We start from the raw sequence: 22,793 nt of genomic DNA on the forward strand, positions 1-22,793 counted from the left end.
TCGTGGTTTTGGGCCCAGTTTCGCCGGGGCGACGTTGGATGAATAGCGCCGCGAAGTCTTACGCCTCCTTCATCGGCTGACAGCCGCGCTCCAGACGGCCATGGCGAGCGGCGACCGGTCGTCGTATCGAGAATGGACCGCGTCGCTCCCGACAGAGGTTGCTCAAAATATGAGCGTGTCGTGCCCAAGGTTTGGCACGAGTTCATCCAATTTATTGTACGTCCCCAGACAAGTTTTCCAGCGGTGACCGCCCTTTACTTCTTCGCGGTTTGGACCGTGGCATGCGCCATGACAACGTCGAAAGAGGATCGAATGGGCACGTTATCTTTTCCGCGCACGTACAAACTCATGCATATCGCGGCGCTGTGGGCGCTGCTGCTTGTGGGCGTCGGTGCCCCGACCAGCGCCAGGGCGGCTGCGCCGGCCGCCTGTGCGGAGCTGCAGGCAAAATATCCGGACTGGAAGGGCAAGACCCTCGTCAACGCCATCAATCCGCATACGCCAGGCTACGAGTCGATCGATCCGAAGGATCCGAGCAAATATGTCGGCTTCGATATCGATCTCGGCGAGCAGATTGGTGAATGCCTCGGCTTCAAGCTGACCTACAAGGCGGTGACCTTTGCCGCACTCCTGACCACGCTGTCCAGTGGTCAGGCCGACATCGTGATCTCCGACATCTACGCCACGGAAGAGCGTGCCAAGGCGGCCGACTTCATCACCTATTCGAAGGTGTTCGACGGCGTATTGGTCGCCAAGGGAAATCCGAAGAAAATCTCCGGCATCAATACCTCGATGTGCGGCGCGGCAGCGGCCGAGAACACCGGCTACGTCGAAGTCCCGTTGATCCAGGCGCTCGTGCCGGAGTGCAAGAAAGAGGGCAAGCCCGAGCCGACCATTCAGCTCTACGACAACAACGCCAACTGCATTCAGGCGATCCTGGCCGGACGCGCCGACACCTATGTCAACGACGTCAACACCGTCGACAATGCGGTGAAGGCCTATCCGGACAAGCTCGAAAAAGCTATCGCGGTGACGATCCCGTACAAGGTCGGCATCGGCGTGCCCAAGGACAAGCCGGCGTTCCGCGATGCCGTGAAGGCGGCGCTGACCGAGATCTACAAATCGGGCGACCAGCTCGCGTTGCTGAAGAAGTGGAATCTCGATCCGGAGAACCTGATCGAGCCTGGTCTGCTGACGGTCAAGTAAGGCCAGCACTGACAAAGGACGACATGCTCGATGGAGCTGTTCCTCCACTATCTGACCATGCCGTATATGATCGAGGGCATTCAGGCGACCTTGCAGGTCACCGCCCTCGGTCTACTCGGCGGCCTCGCCCTCGGTGTGATCCTGGCCTGGATGCAGCTCAGCCGCTTCAAACTGCTGGCGTCCCTCGCCCGGGTCTACACGGTTATCTTTCGTGGCACGCCGCTGATCCTGCAGATGGTGTTCGCGTACAACGCCCTGCCGCAGATCGGCATCAAGCTCCCCGCCATTCTCGCCGCCGGCCTCGCGCTGGCCTGCAACGAAGCGCCGTTCATCGCCGAGATGCTGCGCTCCGGCGTGCTCGGCGTCGATCGCGGCCAGGTGCTGGCCGGGCAGGCGCTCGGGATGACGCCCGGCGTCCTGATGCGCCGGATCATCGCGCCGCAGGCGATTCGCTCGATGATCCCCGCTTTCGGCAACGAGACCGTCAGCGCATTGAAGAATTCGTCGCTGGCCTCGGTGATCGCCGTGCAGGAACTGACGTTGCGCTCGACCCAGATGGCGTCGGCAACTTTCGATTTCTTCTCGATCTTCTTCGCCTCCGGCCTGATCTATCTGATCCTCACTGCGGCGATCGCCGGCATCCAGCTGTTCCTCGAATGGCTGTTCGATCTCGACCGCACGTCGAAGCAGATCAGGCTGATGCGGATGATGCCGTGGTATCGCGCGCAAGGGCTCGATGATCCGCTGACCGCGGCCGAGGATGCGCCGCCCGAGATATTGCCCGATGCCGGTGTCGCCGAATTGCCGCCGCCGCGTGCGCTGTCCGAGCGTGCCGACCGCGCCAAACGCAACGAGATCCTGAGCCGGAACAATGTCGCCGTCGATGTCGTCGCGCTGCGCAAGAGCTATGACAAGCAGGTGGTGCTCGCCGGCGTCGATCTCACGGTGCGGATCGGCGAGGTGATCGCGCTGCTCGGGCCGTCCGGCTCCGGCAAGAGCACGCTGCTCCGCTGTATCAACAATCTCGAACTCTGGAACGACGGCAGCATCAAGGTCGGCGGTCGCCGGCTCGGATTCAGCGATCGCGGCAAGGCGCTGCCGCCACGACTGCTGGCGCAGGCGCGTGCCGAGGTCGGTGTCGGCATGGTGTTCCAGCAGTTCAACCTGTTCGGCCACCTCACCGCGAAGGAGAATATCGCCGGGCCGCTGCGCTGGGTGCATGGCGTGTCGCGCCCCGATGCGGATCGCCGGGCGACCGAGCTGCTCGCGCGCGTTGGCCTCAGCCACCGCGCCGATGCACTGCCGCGGCATCTCTCCGGTGGCCAGCAGCAGCGCGTCGCCATCGCCCGTGCGATCGCGCCGAATCCCAGCGTGCTGTTGCTGGATGAACCGACTTCCGCGCTCGACCCCGAACTCGTCAATGAGGTCCTCGAAGTGATCCGTCGCCTCGCGGTGGAGGACGGCCTCACCATGATCATTTCAACCCATCAACTGCGCTTCGCCAGTGAAGTCGCCGATCGCGTGGTGCTGCTCGCGGGCGGCGCGATCATCGAGGAGGGCCCGGCCAACGAGGTGCTGAGCAATCCGCGCAATCCGGTCGCGCAGCGTTTCCTCAATGCCATGGAGGCCGAGGTTGCATGACTAGAAACCGTTCCGTTTCCATCCGCGTGAGGGCCTCTGCGTGAAACATCATCTGCTGCCGGTATCCGCCAAGACTGTGCATTGGGGCTATTTCAGCAAGGTCGTGGCGCCGGCGCTGACGCTGAAGTCCGGCGACCGCGCCACCATCGAGACGCTGACACATCACGCCAATGACGATTACGAGCGCATGATCGAGGGCGATCCGGGCGCCGAGAGCGTATTCAGATGGACGCGCGAGCACAAAGCGGTGGCGCGGCGCGGCTCGGGGCCTACCGAAGGCCCGTTCATCCGCGGCTCCGGCGAAGGCGTCGGGGTGCATCTGCTCACCGGCCCAGTGGCGATCGAAGGCGCCGAGCCAGGCGATGTGCTGGAGGTGCGCATTCTCGACGTGCGTCCAAGACCGGCCTGCAAGGCCTGCCATGCCGGCAAATGCTTCGGCTCCAATGTCGCGGCCAATTGGGGCTTTCACTATCACGACTTGATCCAAGAGCCGAAGCCACGCGAGGTGGTGACGATCTTCGAGCTCGACACGTTGGGCGAACCCTTCGCAAAGGCGGTCTACAATTATGTCTGGACGCCGCAGACCGATCCCGATGGCATCGTGCATCGGACCATCGACTATCCCGGCGTGCGCGTTGATCACGCCACCATCGTCAAGCGCGAGAATATTCTGAGCAATGTTCGTGTGCCCGCTCGGCTGCATTTCGGAACCATGGGCCTCGCGCCATCGGAGCAGGATTTCGTCTCCTCGATCCCGCCGAGCTATACCGGCGGCAATATTGACGACTGGCGCGTCGGCAAGGGTGCCAAGATGTTCTATCCGGTCGCGGTGCCCGGTGCGTTCTTCTCGGTCGGCGATCCCCATGCCGCGCAGGGCGACAGCGAGCTCGGCGGCACGGCGATCGAGACCTCGCTCACCGGCGATTTCGAGTTCATCCTGCACAAGCATCGCGATCTCGGTGGCACACAGCTCGAAGGCCTGACGCATCCGATGCTGGAAACCCCCGACGCCTGGTCGGTCTACGGCTTCACCTATCCGAACTATCTCGCCGAGCTCGGCGCTAATGCGCAGCTTGAAATCGCCAATCATTCCAGCCTCGACCGCGCAATGCGCGACGCCTTCCGCAAGATGCGTCGCTTCCTGATGACGGTGCACAAACTCAGCGAGGACGAGGCGATCTCGCTGATGTCGGCGGGGGCGGATTTCGGCGTGACGCAGGTGGTCGATGCCAATTGGGGCGTGCATGGGACCATCCGCAAGAACGTGTTCCGGTGTGACTGATCACGCCTGGGCTACAGGGCGGGACGTGTCATCCTTCGGGATGGCACGGAGATTGCTTCGCTTCGGCCATAAAGGTCGATGCATGAGGCTGCGCCCGTTCACGAGTGAATCCTACCCCGAAGGCGACCGCCCCGAGGCGTGGCGGGACGTCCTGGCGTCGGTCGGCTTGCAGCCGACGGTCGCCACGAGCACCCATGCCGGCCATGCCATCGCGGTGCGGCGCAACTTTCAGGGCGTGACGCTGGCCAGGCTATCGGCAGGGCCACAATCGGTGTCGCCGCGCAATGATGTTGTGGCCGATCATCCGCTGGTGCTGCTGCCGCTCGAAGACGGGGTGGCGCTGAAGACGGCGGCCGGTTATCAAATCGTCGCGGCGCGGCATCTTCTGATGCTGCCGCGCGCCGGGGACTGGAGCGTGTCGTTCCAGCGCGAGATGCGCGCGGTGGTGCTGTCGGTGACTTCCGAGCCGGCCCATCGCCACCGCGCCACGTCGCAAGGCGGCGAGGTGCGCGTGCTCCAGCCCAGTGGCTTTGACAGCGTATTCGCGCAGATGATGGAACTTGCCGCGCGCGATCTCGACGCGCTGTCCGATGTCGAATGGACCGCGCTCGCGCGCAGTCTTGCCGATCTGCTGCCGACCTTCATGCGTCGGCAGAGCGAGACAGCAAACGATCTCGGCGGCGGCAGCGCCTCCAAGGCAGCGACGCTGCATCGCCTGTGCCAGACCGTCGAACGCAGCCTCGATGACCCCGATCTGACGCCGGCGAAAATCGCCAGCGCCGAGGGCATTTCCGAACGCTATCTGCAAAGACTGTTCGAGGGCGCCGGCACCAGTTTCACGCACTACCTGCGCGAACGCAGGCTGCAGCGCACCTGGGCCGATCTGTCGAATCCCGCCGAGGCGCATCACTCGATTTCCGAGATCGCCTTCCGCGTCGGTTTCAACGACTCTGCACATTTCAGCCGTGCCTTTCGCCAGCGCTTTGGTCTATCGCCGCGCGAATTCCGCCAGCATGAAGCGGAGCGGCAGACCGCATCCGCAGCCGCGGTGCAACGTGGCTGGCCTCAACAAGCGTTGGCGCAACTGTGCAGCCGGCACGCAGCCTTGGTGCGCAAGACGGCTGCGCCCTTCAACGCGCATGAGGTGGAGATCGCGGCCGCGCCGCGCCATCATCATCTCGCCGCGGATGCCTCGCGCGTGCATTGGGGCTATTTCAGCCATTCGTTGCCACCGCAGGTCGAGATCGGCTCCGGCGACACCATCACCATTGAGACGCTGACCCAGCACGCTTCCGACGATCCCGAGCGCATGATCACGGGTGATCCAGGCGCCGAGAGTGTGTTCCACTGGACGCGCGACCGGAAGAACGTCGATCGCCGTGGCGCCGGCCCACTCGATGCCTCGATCTATGGCCGCGGCGCCGGCGAGGGATTCGGCGTGCACATTTGCACCGGGCCGGTGGCTGTGAAGGACGCGGAGCCGGGCGACGTACTGGAAATCCGCATCCTCGACATCGTGCCGCGCACGAGCCGCAATCCGGACTTCGAGGGGCGCGTGTTCGGCAGCAGCGTCGCGGCCTGGTGGGGCTATCACTACGCCGAGTTCCTCGCCGAGCAGAACGCCCATGAGGCGGTCACCATCTACGAGATCGTCAACGACGATGACGCGCCGCATGCACGTGCGCTGTATTCCTATCGCTGGGAGCCGCAGACTGATCCGTTCGGGACGCTGCATAAGACTTATGACTATCCGGGCATTCCGATCCCGCCGTCATCGGTGCGGCGCCGCCACGACGTGCTCGATGGCATCCGCATTCCGCTGCGGCCGCATTTCGGAGTCATCGCGCTCGCGCCGCGCGAGGCCGAACTTGTCGATTCCGTCCCGCCCGCATATTTCGGCGGCAATCTTGACAACTGGCGGCTCGGCAAGGGCTCGGCGGTCTATCTGCCGGTGTCGGTGCCGGGCGCGCTGCTGTCGGTCGGTGATCCCCATGCTGCACAGGGCGATGGCGAACTCGGCGGCACCGCCATCGAATGTTCGATGACCGGCACATTCCAGGTCATCCTGCACAAGAAGAACGAGCTGACCAATCAGCCGTTCGCCGATCTGACCTATCCACTGATCGAGACTGAAGGCGACTGGGTGCTGATGGGCTTCAGTCATCCCAATTATCTCGCCGAATTCGGCGCCAAGGGGCAGAGCGAGGTCTATGCCACATCGTCGCTCGATCTCGCGATGAAGGATGCGTTCCGCAAGATGCGTCGCTTCCTGATGAACATCAAAGGCCTCACCGAGGACGAGGCGATCGCGCTGATGTCGGTTGCGGTGGATTTCGGCGTGACGCAGGTGGTGGACGGCAATTGGGGCGTCCACGCCATCATCAGCAAGCGCGTCTTCGATCACGCGCCGCAAAACTAGAGCATGATCCGGAAAAGCGGAAACCGGTTTTCCCTCGCGACAAACCCGGAACGCGTTTGCGCGGAGATCATGCCCAAACAGAGACATGGGATCAGGCGAGGAGACGTCGTTGCAGTTTCACATGATATCCGGCGGCCCAAAGCCGGTCGCGCCGTTCAGTCATGCGGTCGAGACCGACGGCTTCGTCTTCGTCACCGGCCAGATGCCGGATACGCCGGCCGCACCCGGCGTATTGCCCGAGGGCATCGTGGCGCAGACCCGCGCGGTGATGGAGAACCTGCGCGTGGTGCTTGCGGGCCTCGATCTCGGCCTCGAGCATATCGTGATGTCGCGCATCTATCTGACGCGCTTCAAGGACGATTATGCGGCGATGAACGAGACCTATCGCAGCTATTTCCCGCCCGACCGCCTGCCGGCGCGCACCTGCGTCGGCGTCACTGGTCTCGCCTATGATGCGTTGATCGAAATCGATCTCGTCTGCCGCCGGCCTGCATAGACGCGTCCGCAAGAGCATGTTCGATCAGGCGGCGACCGCCCGACGTCGGCGAGAGCCGCCGTCGTCAGGATTTTGGCACGCGATGGCGGCCGGAGGTCGGGCCGGCTGCCATCGGGAACTGTGAACCGGACCTGAACGAGACCTACTCGTCCTTCTTCGTCGGCTGCGACATGCGCTCGAGGCGTTCCTGCATGTCCTTCATCTGGCGGCGAAGGTCGTCGATGTTGCCGTCATCGGGCGTCGGCTCCGGCACCTTCTCGGCCTCGCCGCCACCGCGTTGCGGCACGAACGGCTTGAACATCGAGAAGGTCTGCTGGAACAGCTCCATGTTGCGGCGGACCTGCTCCTGCAGCGGCTCAAACGGCGTGCCGCTCAAGGCGCCCGCAATCTGCTTGCGGAATTTTTCCTGTTCCTTGGTCAGCGTCTCGATCGACTGTTCGAGATATTTCGGCACCACCATCTGCATGCTGTCGCCGTAGAACCGGATCAGCTGGCGCAGGAAAGTGGTTGGCAGCAGGTTCTGCCCGGCCTTGTTTTCCTGCTCGAAGATGATCTGCGCGAGCACGGAGCGGGTAATGTCGTCGCCGGTCTTGGCGTCATAGACGAGGAAATCCTCGCCTTCCTTCACCATCGCCGCGAGATCCTCGAGCGTCACGTAGGTGCTCGTCCCGGTATTATAGAGCCGCCGGTTCGCGTACTTCTTGATCGTGGTCGGTTGTTCAGATTTTGCCATGGGCTCTCACTTCAACACCGAAGAACCTGGAACCCTACGGCATCGCCGCAGGGCAAAATGCAACGCATCGCAGCAAAGGTAAGCATTTTCAAAGCGGTTCGGCTACAGTTTTGTGCTGTGCGGTTAATTCCAAAGCATAGGATTTGCTCAGGAAAGTGCCAAGGGCGTCATTTTGAGTGCGCCGCGGCGCGATTTGCGCGACAGTCCGATTGACATGCCTCAATGAGATTTACAGGATAGTCATTAAGAGACAGGCCTGCCAAACCGGCCGCCCGCCGTCGAGAAACCCAGCTACAACCCATAGGAGATGTCCATGTCAGACGATGTCGTCATCGTCAGCGCCGCCCGCACCCCCGTCGGCAGCTTCAACGGCGCCTTCGCCACCACGCCGGCCCACGACCTCGGAGCGATCGCCATCAAGGCCGCGCTGGAGCGCGCCGGCGTTGAGGGCGGTCAGGTCTCCGAAGTCATCATGGGCCAGATCCTCACCGCCGCGCAGGGCCAGAACCCGGCCCGCCAGGCCTCGATCGCGGCCGGCATCCCGGTGGAAAGCCCGGCCTGGGGCGTCAACCAGCTTTGCGGCTCCGGCCTGCGCACGGTGGCGCTCGGCTACCAGGCGCTGCTCAACGGCGATTCCTCGATCGTCGTCGCCGGCGGCCAGGAATCCATGAGCATGGCCCCGCACGCCCAATATCTGCGCGGCGGCGTCAAGATGGGCGGCCTCGAGCTGATCGACACCATGATCAAGGACGGGCTCTGGGATGCCTTCAACGGCTACCACATGGGCAACACCGCCGAGAACGTCGCCAAGCAGTACCAGATCACCCGGTCGCAGCAGGACGAGTTCGCGGTCGGTTCGCAGAACAAGGCCGAGGCGGCGCAGAAGGCCGGCAAGTTCAAGGACGAGATCGTCCCGGTCACCATCAAGTCCCGCAAGGGCGATATCGTGGTCGACAGCGACGAGTATCCGCGCCACGGCGCCACGCTCGACGCGATGGCCAAGCTCCGCGCGGCCTTCGAGAAGGACGGTACCGTGACCGCGGGCAACGCCTCGGGCATCAATGACGGCGCCGCCGCCGTCGTGCTGATGACCGCCAAGGAGGCCGCCAAGCAGGGCAAGAAGGTGCTGGCCCGCATCGTCTCGTGGGGCCAGGCCGGCGTCGACCCCAAGATCATGGGCACCGGCCCGATCCCCGCCTCGCGCGCCGCGCTGAAGAAGGCCGGCTGGAACATCGCCGACCTCGATCTGATCGAGGCCAACGAGGCGTTCGCGGCGCAGGCCTGCGCGGTGAACAAGGACCTCGGCTGGGATCCGGCCAAGGTCAACGTCAATGGCGGCGCGATCGCGATCGGCCATCCGGTCGGCGCGTCTGGTGCGCGCGTGCTGGTGACGCTGCTGCACGAGATGCAGAAGCGCGATGCCAAGAAGGGCCTCGCGACGCTGTGCATCGGCGGCGGCATGGGCATCGCTATGTGCGTTGCACGCGACTGAACAAAAGGCAGCGAGGCCGGTTAGGTGATGAAAAGATCATCTGTCAACCGCGAAGCGAGCTGATAAATAAGATGCCCGGCTTTGCGCCGGGCATTTTTGTTTCGAGGGCATGATCCGGAAAAGTGTGAAGTGGTTTTCCGAAAGGATCATGCTCAAAAGAAGGGAGCCAAGGCGCGATGACGATTCAGCCTGATCTTCGTCGCGCTTTGTTCAGTGAGTGCGTAGGCCGGAGTTATCCGGTTATAAAAGACGGCCAAGGAGGAAACGGACATGGCACGTGTTGCATTGGTGACGGGCGGAACGCGCGGTATTGGAGCTGCGATCAGCAAGGCGCTGAAAGCGGCGGGCTACAAGGTGGCGGCGAGCTACGCCGGCAATGACGCCGCGGCTGAGAAGTTCAAGGCGGAGAGCGGGATTCCGGTCTACAAGTGGGACGTCGCGTCGTTCGACGCCTGCGCGGCCGGCGTCAAGCAGGTCGAGGCCGATCTCGGCCCGGTCGACGTGCTCGTCAACAATGCCGGCATCACCAAGGATACCGCATTTCACAAGATGACGGTCGAGCAGTGGAATGCCGTGATCAACACCAACCTCGGCTCGCTGTTCAACATGACGCGCCAGGTGATCGAGGGCATGCGCGCCCGCAAGTTCGGCCGCGTCATCTCGATCTCCTCCATCAACGGCCAGAAGGGTCAGTTCGGCCAGGTCAACTACTCGGCGGCCAAGGCCGGCGACATCGGCTTCACCAAGGCGCTGGCGCTGGAGAATGCCAAGGGCGGCATTACCGTGAACGTGATCTGCCCCGGCTATATCAACACCGAGATGGTGCAGGCGGTGCCGAAGGACGTACTCGAGAAGAACGTGATCCCGCAGATTCCGGTCGCCCGGCTCGGCGAACCCGAAGAGATCGCGCGGGCCGTGGTCTTCCTCGCCGCCGACGATGCCGGCTTCATCACCGGCTCGACGCTGACGGTGAACGGCGGCCAGTATCACGCCTGACGCGCGAAGCGTCGTCGCGTCGCAGGCGCGCATAATCGACCAGCGAATGCCCGGCCTTGCGCCGGGCATTTTCGTCTTTACAACGCACCACACGCGAAGGAAGACGCGGCCGGCCGGACATCGGCAAGCGGCTTCAGACGACCATCCTTCAGACGGTCATCCTTCAGACGGTCATGCCGGCCACGACGGATTGAATTGAGATGACGACCCGAACTGCCACCCTCGTCGGACTGACCGCCATCCTGATGTGGTCGCTGCTGTCGGTCATGACGGTCGCGACCGGGGCTGTCCCGGCGTTCCAGCTCGCCGCCATGACGTTTGCGATCGGCGCCGCGGTTGCGTTTGCGAGCTTCCTGTTGCGTCCATCAGCCTTCGGCGCGTTGAAGCAACCGCTTGTCGCCTGGGTCGTCGGCGTCGGCGGGCTGTTCGGCTATCACGCGCTGTATTTCCTGGCGCTGCGCTTCGCCCCGCCGGCCGAGGCCGGCCTGCTCAATTATCTCTGGCCGCTGTTGATCGTGCTGTTCTCCTCGCTGCTGCCGGGCGAGCGGCTTGCGGTGCATCACATCGTCGGCGCGCTGCTTGGCCTCGCCGGCACCGTGCTGCTGTTCGCCGGTAACACCGGCTCCTTCACAAAAGAGCAGATTCCAGGCTTCGCGGCCGCCTTCGTCGCGGCGTTCGTCTGGGCCTCCTATTCGGTGATGTCGCGCCGGCTCAAGGCGGTGCCGACCGATGCGGTGGCCGGCTTCTGCCTCGCGACCGCCGTGCTCGCCGCGCTGGTGCACATGATGGTGGAGACGACGGTGTGGCCCGCGACGCCGCTGCAATGGCTGGCCGTCATCGCGCTCGGCATCGGTCCGGTGGGGGCTGCGTTCTTCGCCTGGGACATCGGCATGAAGCGCGGCGACATCCGCGTGCTCGGCGCCGCGTCCTACGCCGCGCCGTTGCTCTCGACCGCGTTCCTCATCCTCGCGGGCTTCGCCAAGCCCAGCGCCAACATCGCGATCGCCGCGATCCTGATCGCCGGCGGCGGGCTGATCGCGGCAAAGGACATGGTGTTGCGAAAGAGAACGTAGGATCGGTAGCGCAGAGCCCGTTTACCGTCACCCTGAGGAGGCCGCAACGCGGCCGTCTCGAAGGGTCGACGGCCCTTCTGTGGCCGTGCACTCTTCGAGACTCGCCCAGCGGCGCAATTGCGCCGCTAGGCTCGCACCTCCGGCGACAAGGCGTGGCCTTGCGCGGGGATGACGGAAAAAAAGTCTTACGAAGTCGGCTCCCAGCCTTTCGGCGCCAGCTCGAACTTCGCGAACTCGAATCCCGGCGCGACGGTGCAGCCGACCAGCGTCCAGTCGCCGCTGCTCTCCGCGGCCTGCCAGGCGCCCGCCGGCACGATCGCCTGTGGCTGCTCGCCGCGCGCCACATCCGGCCCGAGTGTGATCGCATGTGGGGCACCGTCCTGCGCGATCCGCAATGTCAGCGGCGCGCCGGCGTAATAGTGCCACATCTCCACGGCGTCGATACGGTGCCAATGCGAGCGCTCGCCGCGCGCCAGCAGGAAATAGATCGCGGTCGAATGCGCGCGGCCATTGGAGTCGCAGCGCGCGTCGCGAAACGTCTCGCGATAGTGTCCGCCTTCGGGATGCGGCTTTAGCGCTAGCTGTGCGATGATATCGGCCGCCGAGAGGTTTGCCGTCACGACTTGTTCTTGCGCTCGCGGAGCTCGCCGAACACCAACGCCGGGTCGGCGCCCTTCATGTGCAGCTTTGCCGCCACCGCCGGGTCGTCGGCGCGCAGGAACACGTTGGCCTTCTTCTCGTCGCCGAGCAGCACGGGGATCGTCGGCTTGTTCTCGGCACGCAGTTTCGTCACTTCCTCGGCGCGCGCCTGCAGGGCCGGATTGTCGGGCTCGATGGTGAGCGCGAACTTCACATTCGCCGCGGTATATTCATGACCGCAATACAGGCGGAAATCGTCCGGCAGCGAGCGCAGCTTCAAAAGCGAATCCCACATCATGGGGTAGGTGCCTTCGAACACCCGGCCGCAGCCGATCGAGAACAGCGTGTCGGCGGCGAACACCGCCTTCTCGCCATCGAACACATAGGAGATATGGTCGAGCGTATGGCCGGGCGTCTCGACGACGCGTGCGAGCAGGCTGCCGACCTTGATGACATCGGCATTGGCGGCGCGCAGATCGACATTGGCGATCTTGGCCGACTGCTCGTGCGGGGCGACGACGCGGCAGCCATATTTCTGCTTCAGCTCGGCGACGCCGCCGACATGGTCGCCATGGTGATGGGTGATCAGGATATCGGTCAGCGTCCAGCCTTCGCGCTCCAGCGCCTTGATGATCGGGCTGGCCTCCGGCGCGTCGATCGACGCGGTCGCCTTGGTCGCGGGATCGTGGATCAAATACCCGAAATTGTCGGTGAGGCAGCTGAAGGTGCGAATTTCGGCGGTCATGATATCTCCACGAACAAACGGGACGGACATTTCAGAGCATGATGTAAAGACCGGTATCGACTTTCCCGGATCATGCTCTTAACGCGCCCAATATAGGGGTGAAATATGGCGTTAACGCTCCGGCGGCAATGCAATTTTCGGCGCACCCGGGCAGCAGGCGGCGTGTTAGGCTAAACACCATGGACGTCATCGACCTGCGCGACTTCTATTCGCAGCGCCTCGGCATCGTGGCGCGGCAGCTGATCAACCGGGGTATCCGCGCGCGGTGGCCGAACGCGGAAGGCCAGCGCGTGCTCGGCCTCGGCTATCCGACCCCCTATCTCGGCCTGTTCCGTGAGTCCTGCGAACGCTGCATTGCCTTCATGCCGGCGGCCCAGGGCGTGCTGAAATGGCCCACCGGCCGGCCGGCGCTGGCCACCCTGATCGACGAATTCTCGATGCCGCTGCCGGATGCCGCGGTCGACCGCGTGCTGCTGGTACACGCGCTGGAAATGTCCGATGATCCGGAGCGGCTGCTGCGCGAGGTATGGCGGGTGCTGTCACCGTCGGGGCGGCTGATCGCGATCATCCCGAACCGCCGCGGCGTCTGGACGCGCACCGATGCCACGCCGTTCGGCCATGGCCGGCCCTATTCGCGGGCGCAGATCACGCAGCTGTTACGGCAGACCTGGTTCACGCCGTCGTCGTGGGGCGAGGCGTTGTTCATGCCGCCGGTGCAGGGCAGCTGGTTCCTGCGCTCGGCGATGGCGTGGGAGCGGGTCGGCGCGGCGCTGTCGATGCCGTTCGCCGGCGTGCATATCGTGGAGGCGACCAAGCAGGTCTATCGCGCGATCCCCGCGCGCCGCGAGCGCACGCAGCTGATCCCGTCATTGCGTCCGGTGCTGGTGCCGTCCTCGACGGCGACGCGCAAATCCAGTCACTCGGAGTCGTAAAACCATGCGGCCGGGAACGGACTAGCCACCCTCCCCTGGAGGGGGAGGGTGGGCGCCTGCATATGTGCGTTACTCGTTGCCCGGATTGAAGTCGTCGCTCGGCGCGGGCTGCGCCGCCATGTCGGGGCGCGGGCCGTGCGGACGGCGGCGGCGGCGCGGAAACCGCTCGCTCCGTTCGCCACGTTCTGCGCCGCCATTATTGCCTTCATAGGCGCCGTTGACCTGCGGCTGCGTGCCGCCGGTGATGAACGAGGGCAGGCGATCGACGCCGGCATCGGCCATCGCGGGCTGCGGCTGGTTCTGCGGTTGCGGCTGATATTGCGGCTGCGGACGATGCTCGCGCTCGCGGTGCTCACGCGGCTGCTGGTCACGCTCACGATGCTCGCGCGGCTGCTGCTGATCGCGCTGGTACGGCTGCTGGCCGTTGTCGCGCATGAAGGGTTGCTGCTGCTGCGGCACGAAGCCCGGCTCCTGGCCGAAGCTCGAATAGCCGTCGCTGTCGTCGTCTTCGGTCGGGGTGACCTCGGCGTCGGGGCGCGGCGGCTGCTGATTCTGCCGGAACTGCTCCTGCGCGGCCGCGATGATCCGGTAGTAGTGCTCAGCATGCTGGTAGTAGTTCTCAGCTGCCACCGGATCGCCGGAGGAGCGCGCATCGCGCGCAAGCTGAACGTATTTCTCGGCCACGTGCGAGGCCGTGCCGCGGATCTTGATGTCGGGTCCGTTCGATTCGTACACCCGTGTCAGGGGATTCTGGCCGCGCCGGTTATTGTTGTTGTTATTGTTGTTGTTATTATTCCGGTTGCGCATCCGCTTGTTGTTCTGACCGTTTCTCATCTGTCGCCTTTTATTCCAGCCCTGAAGTTATTGCAGTCCACAGTCCGATTTCTCAGCAGTCCGATTTCTCAGAAGTCCGATTCCCAGAGTTCGATTCGGCGCGCGCCTAGGCACACGGAATCGCAATACCGTTCGAAGTGGTTTCGATGTCGCCGACCATCTCGTTCAGCAAAGTCGCGTGCAGCAAAGACGCGTTCCCCAACCGCCGGCAATCGCGCCAGCGACCAAATCATTCCGCCCGTTGAGACAGGCTCAGTTCTCGTGCGTAAGTCTTCAAGCGCAATAACAGGCTTTCGTTCGCTTGGCGGTCGAGAGCAGCACAGCTTCGGCTATTGCGCTCTATGAGACCTGCGTTCCTGGAACCTTTCGATCGGCGGGCTCTGCTGAACCCTGGTCATCACCCGTAACGGATTACGGGGCCAGCACCGATGTTGTGCCCGGAACGTAGTCGTTCCCGGGGGATAATCCAAGAGGTTTTTTTTCGTTCCAATAGGACTTTATCGGGGCAGCCGGCGGGCGGAAACGGCCCTCGGAATGCCCCCCAGATCGGCCTTGGGCGGCCCCGTTGGGGATAATCCGGATGCCGTCATCAGCGCTTCAACGTCGCCGCTCTGACCCTGTCCGACTTCCACAACCAGAAATCCTCCTGAGGTCAGAAGACCCGCGGATTGCGAAATCAGCGCGCGGTAGGCGTCGAGCCCGTCGGCACCGCCGTCGAGCGCCGCGCGCGGATCATGCGCGCGCACCTCGATGTCGAGACCGGCGATGTCGGCCGACGGGATGTAGGGCGGGTTGGACACGATCAGCTCGAACGCACCGGCCAGGGCGCTGCCGTAGTCGCACTCGATCCATGTCGTGCGCTGGCTAAGTCCGAGTTCGGCGGCGTTGCGGCTCGCGGTCTGCAGCGCCTCCGCCGAGATGTCGGTGGCGAAGCCATGCGCGTTCGGCAGTTCCGAGAGCAGCGCCAGCAGGATCGCGCCAGAACCGGTGCCAAGATCGGCGATCCGCAAGGCGCGCTCGGCCGCACCGTCGGCGCGCAGCAGTTCGAGTGCGCGCTCGACCACAGTCTCGGTGTCCGGGCGTGGCACCAGCGTCGCGGCGGACAGGTGCAGCGGCAGTCCCCAGAACTCCTTGACGCCGAGAATGCGCGCGACCGGTTCGCCGGCGAGGCGGCGCTGCGCGAGGCGCTCGAGGTGGTCAGCCTCGTGCCTCGTCAGCGCGCGCTTCGCACCGGCGACCATGCCGGTCAGATCGAGCCCCAGCGCGGCGCCGACCAGCAGGCGTGCATCGAGCTCCGCGGCGTCGCGGCCCGCGGCCTTGAGGCGGGCGGCGAGGCTGCGCCTGATACGCTCGACCGTCTGGCCATGTCCTGCGGGTTCGCTCATGGCGCGTTGTTAGCCGATGGTCGATGCGGCGTCGATATCACTTGCGCCCCGTGCGGCCGGCGCGCACGGTCAGAAATCTGAAACTATCGATCCGGAACGCGCGACCATGACGGGCTATGACGACCAGAACATCTTCGCCAGGATCCTGCGCGGCGAGGTCCCGAGCTTCAAGGTCTACGAGACCGACCGGACCTTTGCCTTTCTCGACATCATGCCGCGATCCCCGGGCCATACCCTGGTGATTCCGAAGGCGCCCGCGCGCGGCATCCTCGACATCGCCGATGACGACCTTGCCGCGGTGGCGCGGTCGGCCAAGCGCATCGCCATCGCGGCGATGAAGGCGTTCGCCGCCGACGGCATCATCATCCAGCAGTTCAGCGAGCCCGCCAGCGGCCAGGTGGTGATTCACCTGCACATGCATGTGATGCCGGTGAAGGCCGGAATCGCGCTGCTGCCCGCGCAGACCGTCAAGGCGGACATGGACGTGCTCGCAGATCACGCCAAACGCATGATCGCGGCGCTCGCGGGTTGAGCTGGAACGGGCTCACCTCTCCCAAGGGAGAGGTGAACGTCCGCCGCCGCTCCAGATCAGACCCAATCTCATCGTGCTCCAGCGGGTTACACCCCGAGATAGCGCTGCAGGACGTCGGGCTGCGCCTTGATCTCCTGCGCGGGACCTTCGTGGACGATGTGCCCGTTGTTGATGATGTAGATGCGCTGCGCCAGCGCGAGCGTCGCGGCGAGGTTCTGCTCCACCAGCACGATGGTCTGCCCGGCCTCGGCCAGATCGCGGCACGCCTTCATCAGGTCGCGCACGATCACCGGCGCCAGTCCCTCGAACGGCTCGTCGAGCAGGATGATCTTGGGATCGCGCACCAGGGCGCGCGCGATCGCCAGCATCTGCTGCTCGCCGCCCGACAGGTCGGTGCCGCGATTGCTCCGCCGCTCTCGGAGCCGCGGAAACATCTCGTAGATGCGGTCGAGCGGCCAGCGCTGCGAGGCGGTCAGGCCGGCGATCACGAGGTTCTCCTCGACGCTCAGGCTGCCGAAGATGCGGCGCTCCTCATGGACCAGCTGCATGCCGGCCTGCGCGATCTTGTGGCTCTTCCGGCCGGAGATCTCGACGCCGTCGAACATCACCGAGCCGCGGCGCGGGGTGACGACGCCCATCAGGCTCTTCAGCGTCGTGCTCTTGCCGGCGCCGTTGCGTCCGAGCAGCGCCACCACCTCGTTGCGCTCGACGCGCATCGAGACGTCGAACAGGATGTGCGAGTCGCCGTAGTAGCTGTTCAGTCCGTTGACCTCGAGCAGGCTCATGCGGCGAGCACTCCATGCACGCCGCCAAGATAGGCCTCCTGGACGGTCGAATTGGTCTTGATCTCTTCCGGCGTTCCCTCGACCAGCACACGGCCCTCCTGCAGCACGGTGACGCGCTCGGCGAGCTCGAACAGCGCATCCATGTCGTGATCGATGATGATCATGGTGCGGCCCTGGCTGATCGACTTCAATAGCTTGACGGTCTCGACGCGTTCGCGCGGGCTCATGCCGGCGAGCGGCTCGTCGAGCAGCAACAGGCTCGGCGACGTCGCCAGCGCCAGCCCGATCTCCAGCCGCCGCTTCTCGCCATAGGCGAGCTCGGATACCGGCGTATCCGGCCTTGATGTCAGATTGACCAGCTCGAGCGTCTGCTGCACGCGCTCGGACAGGCCGGGAATGCTGTCGATGCTGCGGAACAGGTCGAGCTTGAACTTGCCGCGCAGCGCCGACAGCGCCGCGATCACCAAATTCTCGCGCACCGTCAGCCCGGCGAACAGCTGGTTGACCTGATAGCTCTTGGTCAGGCCGAGCTGACAGACATCGGTGACATTCATGCCGGTGATGTCGCGGCCCTCGAACAGGATGGTGCCCGAGCTCGGGTGCACCTCGCAGGTCAGCATCTTGAAGAAGGTCGACTTGCCGGCGCCGTTCGGGCCGATGATGCCGCGCAGCTCGCCGTGATTGACGGTGAAGTCGATGTCGCTGTTGGCGAGCAGGCCGCCATAGCGCTTGGTCAGGCCTTTGGCCTGGAGGATCGGGCCGGACGGATTGCCGCCGGCGCGAGCCGCCGCCGGCTTCGGCGCGGGCGCTGCGGCGTGCCGGTCGCTTGCCATGGGGACGACCTCGGGTGCGCTTTCGTCCGGCTCCTTGGCGCCGCGCTGTCCGGTCAGGAGGCGGGTGAGATCGGCGAGGCCGCCGATGATGCCGCGGCGCAGGAAGCACACCAGCAGCACGAACACGATGCCGAGCACGAGCTTCCAGGCAGCGCCGAGCCCGAGCGCCGCCTGCAGGAAGTCCTGCAGCGACAGCCAGACCGCGGCGCCGACCAGCGGCCCGAACAGCGTGCCGCGGCCGCCGATCGCGGTCTGCATCACGAGCTGCCCCGACGTATCGAAGGTGAACGCGTCGGGCGGCATGAAGGCCTGCAGCACGCCGAGCAGCCCGCCGGCAAAGCCGGCATAGGCGGCGGCGATCACGAAGGCGGTCAGCTTGTAGCCGTGGATGTTGTGGCCGACCGCGGTCGCGCGCAGCGGATTGTCGCGGATCGCGCTGAACACGGCGCCGACCGGCGAGCGCACGATGCGCAGCGCGATCACGACGCCGATGAAGTAGCACAGCGCCAGGAACTGGTAGAGCGACCAGCCGGTGGTGAAGTGCAGCGTGGTGAAGCCGAGATTGAAGCTCGGGGTCGGCACGCCCGGCAGCCCGTTCTCGCCGCCGGTGAAGTCCGACAGCGGATTGAACTCGACGAAGAAGAACACCTCGGCGATCGCCACCGTGATCATCGCGAAATAGATGCCGGTGCGGCGCAGTGCGATCAGGCCGATCAGATAGCCGGTGGCGGCGGCCGCGATCATGCCGATGACCAGCGCGAACACGACGTAGGGAAAGCCGGCACGCGTCAGCAGATAGGCCGCGACGAAGCCGCCGGTGCCGTAAAAGGCCGACTGGCCGAACGACAGCAGGCCGGTGAAGCCGAACAGGATGTCGAAGCCGAGGCCGAACAGGCCCCAGACCAGGATCCGGTTCACCGTGTTGGGCGCGAAGCCGAGCCACGGCAGCACGAAGGGCGCGACGATCAGGCCGGCGGCGGTCAGGAATTCGATCAGGTATGGGCGCTGTTTGAGCATCTAGATATCCGTCGTCATTCGCGGCCCTGCGTGCCGAGCAGGCCGTGCGGTCTGAGCACCAGCACGAGCGTCATCGCCGCGAACAGCATGACGTAGGCGTAACCGGGGTTGAACATCGAGGTGATGCTGATGATCTCGCCGGCGATCAGTCCGCCGAGGATGGCGCCGGGAAACGAACCGACGCCGCCGATCACCACCACCACGAAGGTCTCGACCAGGATGTCGTCGCCGACACCCGGCGTCAGCGACACCACCGGCGCGTTGATGATGCCGGCGAAGCCCGCGGCCATCGCGCCGATGCCGAACACGATCATGAAGACGCGGTAGACGTTGATGCCGAGCGAATCGACCATCACCGAATCCTCGATGCCGGCGCGCACGATCATGCCGAGCCGGGTGCGGTACAGGATCAGGAACAGCGCGCCGAGCGCGACCGCGACGATGCCGACGACCGCGAGCCGGTAGGTCGGATAGAACAGGAAGCCGAGCGAGGTGATGCCCTGCAGCAGCGCCGGCGGCGGCACTACCTGCGACTGGCTGGTGAAGATCAGCCGCACGATCTCGACGAAGCAGATGCCGAGGCCGAACGTGACCAGCAGCTGGTCCTCATGCGGGCGATGGTAGAAATGGCGGATGATGATCCGCTCCATCGCGACGCCAAGCGCCATCACGAACAGCGAGCCCGCGATCACGGCGAGGATGAACGAGCCGGTGTAGGAATAGGTCACATATCCGGCGTAGCCGCCGATCATGAACATGGCGCCGTGGGCGAGGTTGAGCACCCCGAGCGTGCCGTAGATGATCGTCAGTCCGGAGCTGATCAGCGCCAGCAGTGCGCCGAGCGCCAACCCGTTGAAAAGTTGCGAGACGAAATTCGGCCAGTTGATCATGGCGCGCGTTCACTCAGCCGTTTTATCTGGCCCGGTCGATGGAGGATGCGTTCCGATAAAAGCGGCGCCGCGGGCCGGGTCGCCCCGCCCACGGCGCCGAGTCTTCCCACGTTAATCAGGTGTAGTCGCCGAGATGGCAGCCGAACGCATCCGGCTTCTGCATCAAGCCGTCGCCGGGGACGATCTCGACCACCTCGTAATAGTCCTCCTTGTTCTTCATCTCCTTTTCCATCTTGCCGCGGACGATGACGACGGGGCGGACGCACTGGTGATCCTCGGGGCGATAGTGGACGTCGCCGACCAGCGAGGGCAGCGTCTCGCCCTTCTCATAGGCCTTGATGACGTCGGGCGGATAGAAGCTGCCGGCTTCCTCGACCATGCGGGCCCAGTGCGCGAAGCTGACATAGGCGTTCTCGGCGCCCCATTCCGGCTTGTAGCCGTACTTCTTCTCGAAGGCCTCGTTGAACATCTTGGCCAGCGGATACTTGTCCTCGATGGTCCACCAATAATCGGTCGCGGCGTAGACGCCCTGCATCAGGCCACCGGTCTCGCGGGCGATGAACGGCACCTGGTAGGGCACCACGAGCTTCATCTTGTCGAGCACGCCGAACTGCTTGGCCTGCTGCGTCGACAGCACGGCGTCATGACCCCAGTTGACGTTGATCAGCACGTCGGCGCCGGAATTCGCGACGTTGAGCAGATAGGACGAATAGTCCGGCGCGCCGAGCGGCGATACCTGGTTGGTAACGGTGGTCCAGCCCGCCTTTGCGAGGTAGTCCTGCATCGACTTGGTGACGGTGTGGCCGTAGGTGTAGTCGGGCGTCAGGTAGGCGGCCTTCTTGTTCTTGCCGAACTGCTTGATCAGCACCGGCGCGATCGCCGCCGCGGCGGTCTGGCCGAAGAAGTTCTGGCGGAAGCCATAGCGCACGCAATCCTTGCCGGTGGTGTCGTTGGAGCCGGAAATGCCGCAGACGAAGATCACCTTCTCGCGCTGCGCCAGCTTGTTCAGCGCCACCGCGACCGCGCTCGACGTGCCGCCGGTGATCATCACCGCCTTGTTCTCGGAGATGAAGCGCTGCTGCGCCTGCACGGCCTCGTTCGGCTTCGCCGCAGAATCCGCGACGCCGAACCTCAGCTCCTTGCCCAGCACGCCCTTGCTGGTCTTCGGCGAGATCTTCTTGATCAGCTCGTGGCCGCTGTTGATGTGCTCGATCGCGAGCTGATAGCCCTTGAGCTCATCCTCGCCCTGCACCGCGTAGGTGCCGGTGCGCGGCACCGAGATGCCGATGAACGCCGAAGAGCCCGACGTGCCCGCGGGAAAGGTTCCGATCGCCGGATGGTCCTCGGCGAATGCCCGCGATGCGATCGAGGCCGGCAGCGCGGTGCCGCCGATCAGGCCCGCGCCGGCTTGCAGCAAAGTGCGGCGCGAAACGTTGAGGGCGCTGCCCGGCCGAAAATCCTTGGTGCTCATCGCTCAGTATCCTCCAATTATATTGATTGTTGGCGCGCATGTTCACTCGTCGCCGGATCGGATCGATCGGCGGCACGACGCGCCGGCTGCAATCGAGCAGCCTGTCACAGCTACAATTCCCCACCGGCATATTTAGTCAATGTCACCTTTCGTCGAATCGTATCGGCCTACGATAGAATTAATATCGTTCGACGATGTATCGAAGGGTTTACCGACCGGGTGCGGGTCCTGTAAGTGAGGGGGCGATGATCCAGGAGCCTTCAAGTCGCACCGGAAATGCCGGAGAGCACGCAGTGACCGAGCACGGTCACGCCGTGACCGAGCACGGTGGCGCCGAGCAATCGGGCAGCCTGAGCATCCGCGCGGTCAACGTCCTGAAGGAACTGGCGGTCGAGCTGCTCGACGAAGTGCCGCCGAAGGTGGGCTGGACGCCGCCGGACGATCTGCTGCGCCTGCTCACCGCGCGCCATCTCGCGACCGCGCGAAATTGCGGACGGCAAACCATGCGCGAGATCATCGCTTGGGCCGAAGCGCGCGGAATAACGATCCCGTCTCCACATCACACCGGCAAGTCGTTGTCGGAGGTCTGGGGCGATCTGGTCGCGCGCGCCTCGGCCGGGCATCTCACCAAGAGCGAGATCACCGAGGCGCTGGAGAAATCCATTCGCCGCAGGAGCCCGCGGATTCCGGTCGCCTTCCAGATCGTGCTGCTGAAGATATTGAGCTCGACCTACGATCACTGGCCGCAGCCCTGAGCTTGCGCGCCTCCGCTCGACCGTCAAACCGTTGAAAACATGGGTGGAAGGACGGCCGGTAGTATGGTGCGTCCGGCGTTGGCTTGATAGCGTTGCACAGCGTCTGCCGTCCGGCGGAGCGAGCCTGCAGCAGGACGATCGAATGCCGCAACCAAAGCAACGACGAGCGCCGGCCGGCGCGCCCAAACGCAAGGCGGCGGCCGCGGCGGTGGACTACCGGGCGCTGGCGCAGTTTCGCTACGAGTTGCGGAGGTTTCTCGCATTCAGCGAGGAGGGCGCCCGGAAGGCCGGAATGACGCCGCGGCAGCACCAGGCGCTGCTCGGCATCAAGGGTTTCGTCGACCCCGGGCCGCCGACCGTCGGCGACATCGCCCGGTTTCTGCTGATACGGCATCACTCCGCCGTCGAGCTGATGAACCGCATGGCAAAGCTCGGGCTGGTCAGCCGCCTTGCCGATCCCGACGACGCGCGGCGGGTTCAGCTCAAGCTGACGGCAAAGGGCGAGCAGAAGCTCCAGGCGGTCTCGAAGAAGAACATCGAGGAGCTGCGCCGCGTCGCGAGCCCGGCCTTGCGCCGCTTGCTGAAGTCCTCGCCGTCTTCCGGAGAGGACTGAGCGCAGCATCCGCCGGCGCAAGCG

Annotated in this window: 21 protein-coding genes; 12 read left to right on the top strand and 9 right to left on the bottom strand. The window is 64.6% G+C overall.

Annotated features, from left to right (window positions below; genetic code table 11):
• Positions 1-348 precede the first annotated feature (348 nt).
• The 5 genes from E2I15_RS33015 (at position 349) to E2I15_RS33035 (ending at position 7,044) form a co-directional block, all read left to right on the top strand.
• Positions 349-1,206 (top strand): ABC transporter substrate-binding protein, encoded by an 858-nt coding sequence (locus E2I15_RS33015; protein WP_246668352.1) that lies wholly within the window; start codon positions 349-351, stop codon positions 1,204-1,206.
• A 30-nt stretch (positions 1,207-1,236) separates the two neighbouring features.
• Positions 1,237-2,847 (top strand): amino acid ABC transporter permease/ATP-binding protein, encoded by a 1,611-nt coding sequence (locus E2I15_RS33020; protein ID WP_137482847.1) that lies wholly within the window; start codon positions 1,237-1,239, stop codon positions 2,845-2,847.
• Between the two features lie 40 nt (positions 2,848-2,887).
• Positions 2,888-4,129, top strand: coding sequence for an acetamidase/formamidase family protein (locus E2I15_RS33025; RefSeq protein WP_137482846.1), 1,242 nt, complete (start codon positions 2,888-2,890; stop codon positions 4,127-4,129).
• A gap of 82 nt (positions 4,130-4,211) precedes the next feature.
• Positions 4,212-6,548 carry an acetamidase/formamidase family protein gene (locus E2I15_RS33030; RefSeq protein ID WP_137482845.1) on the top strand — a complete coding sequence of 779 codons (2,337 nt, stop codon included), beginning with the start codon at positions 4,212-4,214 and terminating at the stop codon, positions 6,546-6,548.
• Between the two features lie 109 nt (positions 6,549-6,657).
• Entirely contained in the window at positions 6,658-7,044 is a 387-nt protein-coding gene (locus E2I15_RS33035; protein ID WP_137482844.1) for a RidA family protein, read from the top strand.
• A gap of 142 nt (positions 7,045-7,186) precedes the next feature.
• On the opposite strand, the gene phaR is transcribed toward E2I15_RS33035, so the two are convergent.
• Entirely contained in the window at positions 7,187-7,777 is a 591-nt protein-coding gene (phaR, locus tag E2I15_RS33040; RefSeq protein WP_137482843.1) for a polyhydroxyalkanoate synthesis repressor PhaR, read from the bottom strand.
• A 313-nt stretch (positions 7,778-8,090) separates the two neighbouring features.
• Here phaR and E2I15_RS33045 point away from each other — a divergent pair, with 313 nt between their 5' ends.
• From E2I15_RS33045 to yddG, 3 genes are all read left to right on the top strand, one after another.
• Positions 8,091-9,269: an acetyl-CoA C-acetyltransferase gene (locus tag E2I15_RS33045; RefSeq protein WP_137482842.1), complete on the top strand. Its 1,179-nt coding sequence runs from the start codon at positions 8,091-8,093 to the stop codon at positions 9,267-9,269.
• Positions 9,270-9,539: 270 nt separating this feature from the next.
• Positions 9,540-10,265, top strand: coding sequence for an acetoacetyl-CoA reductase (gene phbB / locus E2I15_RS33050; protein ID WP_016841131.1), 726 nt, complete (start codon positions 9,540-9,542; stop codon positions 10,263-10,265).
• Between the two features lie 200 nt (positions 10,266-10,465).
• On the top strand, positions 10,466-11,338 hold the full coding sequence (gene yddG / locus E2I15_RS33055) for an aromatic amino acid exporter YddG (RefSeq protein ID WP_137482841.1): 873 nt from the start codon (positions 10,466-10,468) through the stop codon (positions 11,336-11,338).
• Between the two features lie 185 nt (positions 11,339-11,523).
• On the opposite strand, the gene E2I15_RS33060 is transcribed toward yddG, so the two are convergent.
• Positions 11,524-11,958 (bottom strand): cupin domain-containing protein, encoded by a 435-nt coding sequence (locus tag E2I15_RS33060; protein ID WP_137482840.1) that lies wholly within the window; start codon positions 11,956-11,958, stop codon positions 11,524-11,526.
• Positions 11,955-12,722, bottom strand: a complete 768-nt coding sequence (gloB, locus tag E2I15_RS33065; RefSeq protein ID WP_137482839.1) for a hydroxyacylglutathione hydrolase — start codon at positions 12,720-12,722, stop codon at positions 11,955-11,957. The genes E2I15_RS33060 and gloB overlap by 4 nt, the downstream gene beginning before the upstream one ends.
• A 179-nt stretch (positions 12,723-12,901) precedes the next feature.
• On the opposite strand from gloB, the gene E2I15_RS33070 reads away from it, so the two are divergent.
• Positions 12,902-13,654 (top strand): class I SAM-dependent methyltransferase, encoded by a 753-nt coding sequence (locus E2I15_RS33070; RefSeq protein WP_137482838.1) that lies wholly within the window; start codon positions 12,902-12,904, stop codon positions 13,652-13,654.
• A gap of 69 nt (positions 13,655-13,723) precedes the next feature.
• Here E2I15_RS33070 and E2I15_RS33075 read toward each other — a convergent pair whose 3' ends face one another.
• Together E2I15_RS33075 and prmC are read right to left on the bottom strand one after the other, a co-directional pair.
• Entirely contained in the window at positions 13,724-14,488 is a 765-nt protein-coding gene (locus E2I15_RS33075) for a DUF4167 domain-containing protein (protein WP_137482837.1), read from the bottom strand.
• A gap of 497 nt (positions 14,489-14,985) precedes the next feature.
• Entirely contained in the window at positions 14,986-15,873 is an 888-nt protein-coding gene (prmC, locus tag E2I15_RS33080) for a peptide chain release factor N(5)-glutamine methyltransferase (RefSeq protein ID WP_137482836.1), read from the bottom strand.
• Between the two features lie 106 nt (positions 15,874-15,979).
• Between prmC and E2I15_RS33085 the strand changes: the two genes are divergently transcribed.
• Entirely contained in the window at positions 15,980-16,405 is a 426-nt protein-coding gene (locus E2I15_RS33085; protein ID WP_137482835.1) for an HIT domain-containing protein, read from the top strand.
• An 86-nt stretch (positions 16,406-16,491) separates the two neighbouring features.
• Here the strand turns inward: E2I15_RS33085 and E2I15_RS33090 are convergent, their stop codons facing one another.
• The 4 genes from E2I15_RS33090 to E2I15_RS33105 all read right to left on the bottom strand — a co-directional run bounded on the left by E2I15_RS33090 (position 16,492) and on the right by E2I15_RS33105 (position 21,401).
• Complete coding sequence (locus E2I15_RS33090) at positions 16,492-17,190, bottom strand: ABC transporter ATP-binding protein (protein WP_038387064.1); 699 nt, start codon at positions 17,188-17,190, stop codon at positions 16,492-16,494.
• Positions 17,187-19,040 (bottom strand): branched-chain amino acid ABC transporter ATP-binding protein/permease, encoded by a 1,854-nt coding sequence (locus tag E2I15_RS33095; RefSeq protein ID WP_137482834.1) that lies wholly within the window; start codon positions 19,038-19,040, stop codon positions 17,187-17,189. Before E2I15_RS33095 ends, E2I15_RS33090 begins: the two co-directional genes overlap by 4 nt.
• A 14-nt stretch (positions 19,041-19,054) precedes the next feature.
• Positions 19,055-19,930 (bottom strand): branched-chain amino acid ABC transporter permease, encoded by an 876-nt coding sequence (locus tag E2I15_RS33100; RefSeq protein ID WP_016843310.1) that lies wholly within the window; start codon positions 19,928-19,930, stop codon positions 19,055-19,057.
• 115 nt (positions 19,931-20,045) lie between these two features.
• Complete coding sequence (locus tag E2I15_RS33105; protein WP_137482833.1) at positions 20,046-21,401, bottom strand: substrate-binding protein; 1,356 nt, start codon at positions 21,399-21,401, stop codon at positions 20,046-20,048.
• A 293-nt stretch (positions 21,402-21,694) separates the two neighbouring features.
• On the opposite strand from E2I15_RS33105, the gene E2I15_RS33110 reads away from it, so the two are divergent.
• Both E2I15_RS33110 and E2I15_RS33115 read left to right on the top strand, forming a co-directional pair.
• Positions 21,695-22,156 carry a hypothetical protein gene (locus tag E2I15_RS33110; RefSeq protein WP_246668347.1) on the top strand — a complete coding sequence of 154 codons (462 nt, stop codon included), beginning with the start codon at positions 21,695-21,697 and terminating at the stop codon, positions 22,154-22,156.
• Between the two features lie 142 nt (positions 22,157-22,298).
• Positions 22,299-22,769 carry a MarR family winged helix-turn-helix transcriptional regulator gene (locus E2I15_RS33115; protein ID WP_137482831.1) on the top strand — a complete coding sequence of 157 codons (471 nt, stop codon included), beginning with the start codon at positions 22,299-22,301 and terminating at the stop codon, positions 22,767-22,769.
• Positions 22,770-22,793: the final 24 nt, after the last annotated feature.

The sequence above is a fragment of the Bradyrhizobium sp. BR2003 genome, assembly GCF_009720285.1.
Taxonomy (GTDB): Bacteria; Pseudomonadota; Alphaproteobacteria; order Rhizobiales; family Xanthobacteraceae; genus Bradyrhizobium; species Bradyrhizobium elkanii.

Excerpts from the sequence above, each read along its gene's own strand:
- E2I15_RS33015 (WP_246668352.1), top strand. The coding sequence starts at position 349 with ATGCATATCGCGGCGCTGTGGGCGCTGCTGCTTGTGGGCGTCGGTGCC.
- E2I15_RS33020 (WP_137482847.1), top strand. The coding sequence starts at position 1,237 with ATGGAGCTGTTCCTCCACTATCTGACCATGCCGTATATGATCGAGGGC.
- E2I15_RS33030 (WP_137482845.1), top strand. The coding sequence starts at position 4,212 with ATGAGGCTGCGCCCGTTCACGAGTGAATCCTACCCCGAAGGCGACCGC.
- phaR (WP_137482843.1), bottom strand. The coding sequence starts at position 7,777 with ATGGCAAAATCTGAACAACCGACCACGATCAAGAAGTACGCGAACCGG.
- E2I15_RS33045 (WP_137482842.1), top strand. The coding sequence starts at position 8,091 with ATGTCAGACGATGTCGTCATCGTCAGCGCCGCCCGCACCCCCGTCGGC.
- phbB (WP_016841131.1), top strand. The coding sequence starts at position 9,540 with ATGGCACGTGTTGCATTGGTGACGGGCGGAACGCGCGGTATTGGAGCT.
- yddG (WP_137482841.1), top strand. The coding sequence starts at position 10,466 with ATGACGACCCGAACTGCCACCCTCGTCGGACTGACCGCCATCCTGATG.
- gloB (WP_137482839.1), bottom strand. The coding sequence starts at position 12,722 with ATGACCGCCGAAATTCGCACCTTCAGCTGCCTCACCGACAATTTCGGG.
- E2I15_RS33070 (WP_137482838.1), top strand. The coding sequence starts at position 12,902 with ATGGACGTCATCGACCTGCGCGACTTCTATTCGCAGCGCCTCGGCATC.
- E2I15_RS33075 (WP_137482837.1), bottom strand. The coding sequence starts at position 14,488 with ATGAGAAACGGTCAGAACAACAAGCGGATGCGCAACCGGAATAATAAC.
- prmC (WP_137482836.1), bottom strand. The coding sequence starts at position 15,873 with ATGAGCGAACCCGCAGGACATGGCCAGACGGTCGAGCGTATCAGGCGC.
- E2I15_RS33085 (WP_137482835.1), top strand. The coding sequence starts at position 15,980 with ATGACGGGCTATGACGACCAGAACATCTTCGCCAGGATCCTGCGCGGC.
- E2I15_RS33090 (WP_038387064.1), bottom strand. The coding sequence starts at position 17,190 with ATGAGCCTGCTCGAGGTCAACGGACTGAACAGCTACTACGGCGACTCG.
- E2I15_RS33095 (WP_137482834.1), bottom strand. The coding sequence starts at position 19,040 with ATGCTCAAACAGCGCCCATACCTGATCGAATTCCTGACCGCCGCCGGC.
- E2I15_RS33100 (WP_016843310.1), bottom strand. The coding sequence starts at position 19,930 with ATGATCAACTGGCCGAATTTCGTCTCGCAACTTTTCAACGGGTTGGCG.
- E2I15_RS33105 (WP_137482833.1), bottom strand. The coding sequence starts at position 21,401 with ATGAGCACCAAGGATTTTCGGCCGGGCAGCGCCCTCAACGTTTCGCGC.
- E2I15_RS33115 (WP_137482831.1), top strand. The coding sequence starts at position 22,299 with ATGCCGCAACCAAAGCAACGACGAGCGCCGGCCGGCGCGCCCAAACGC.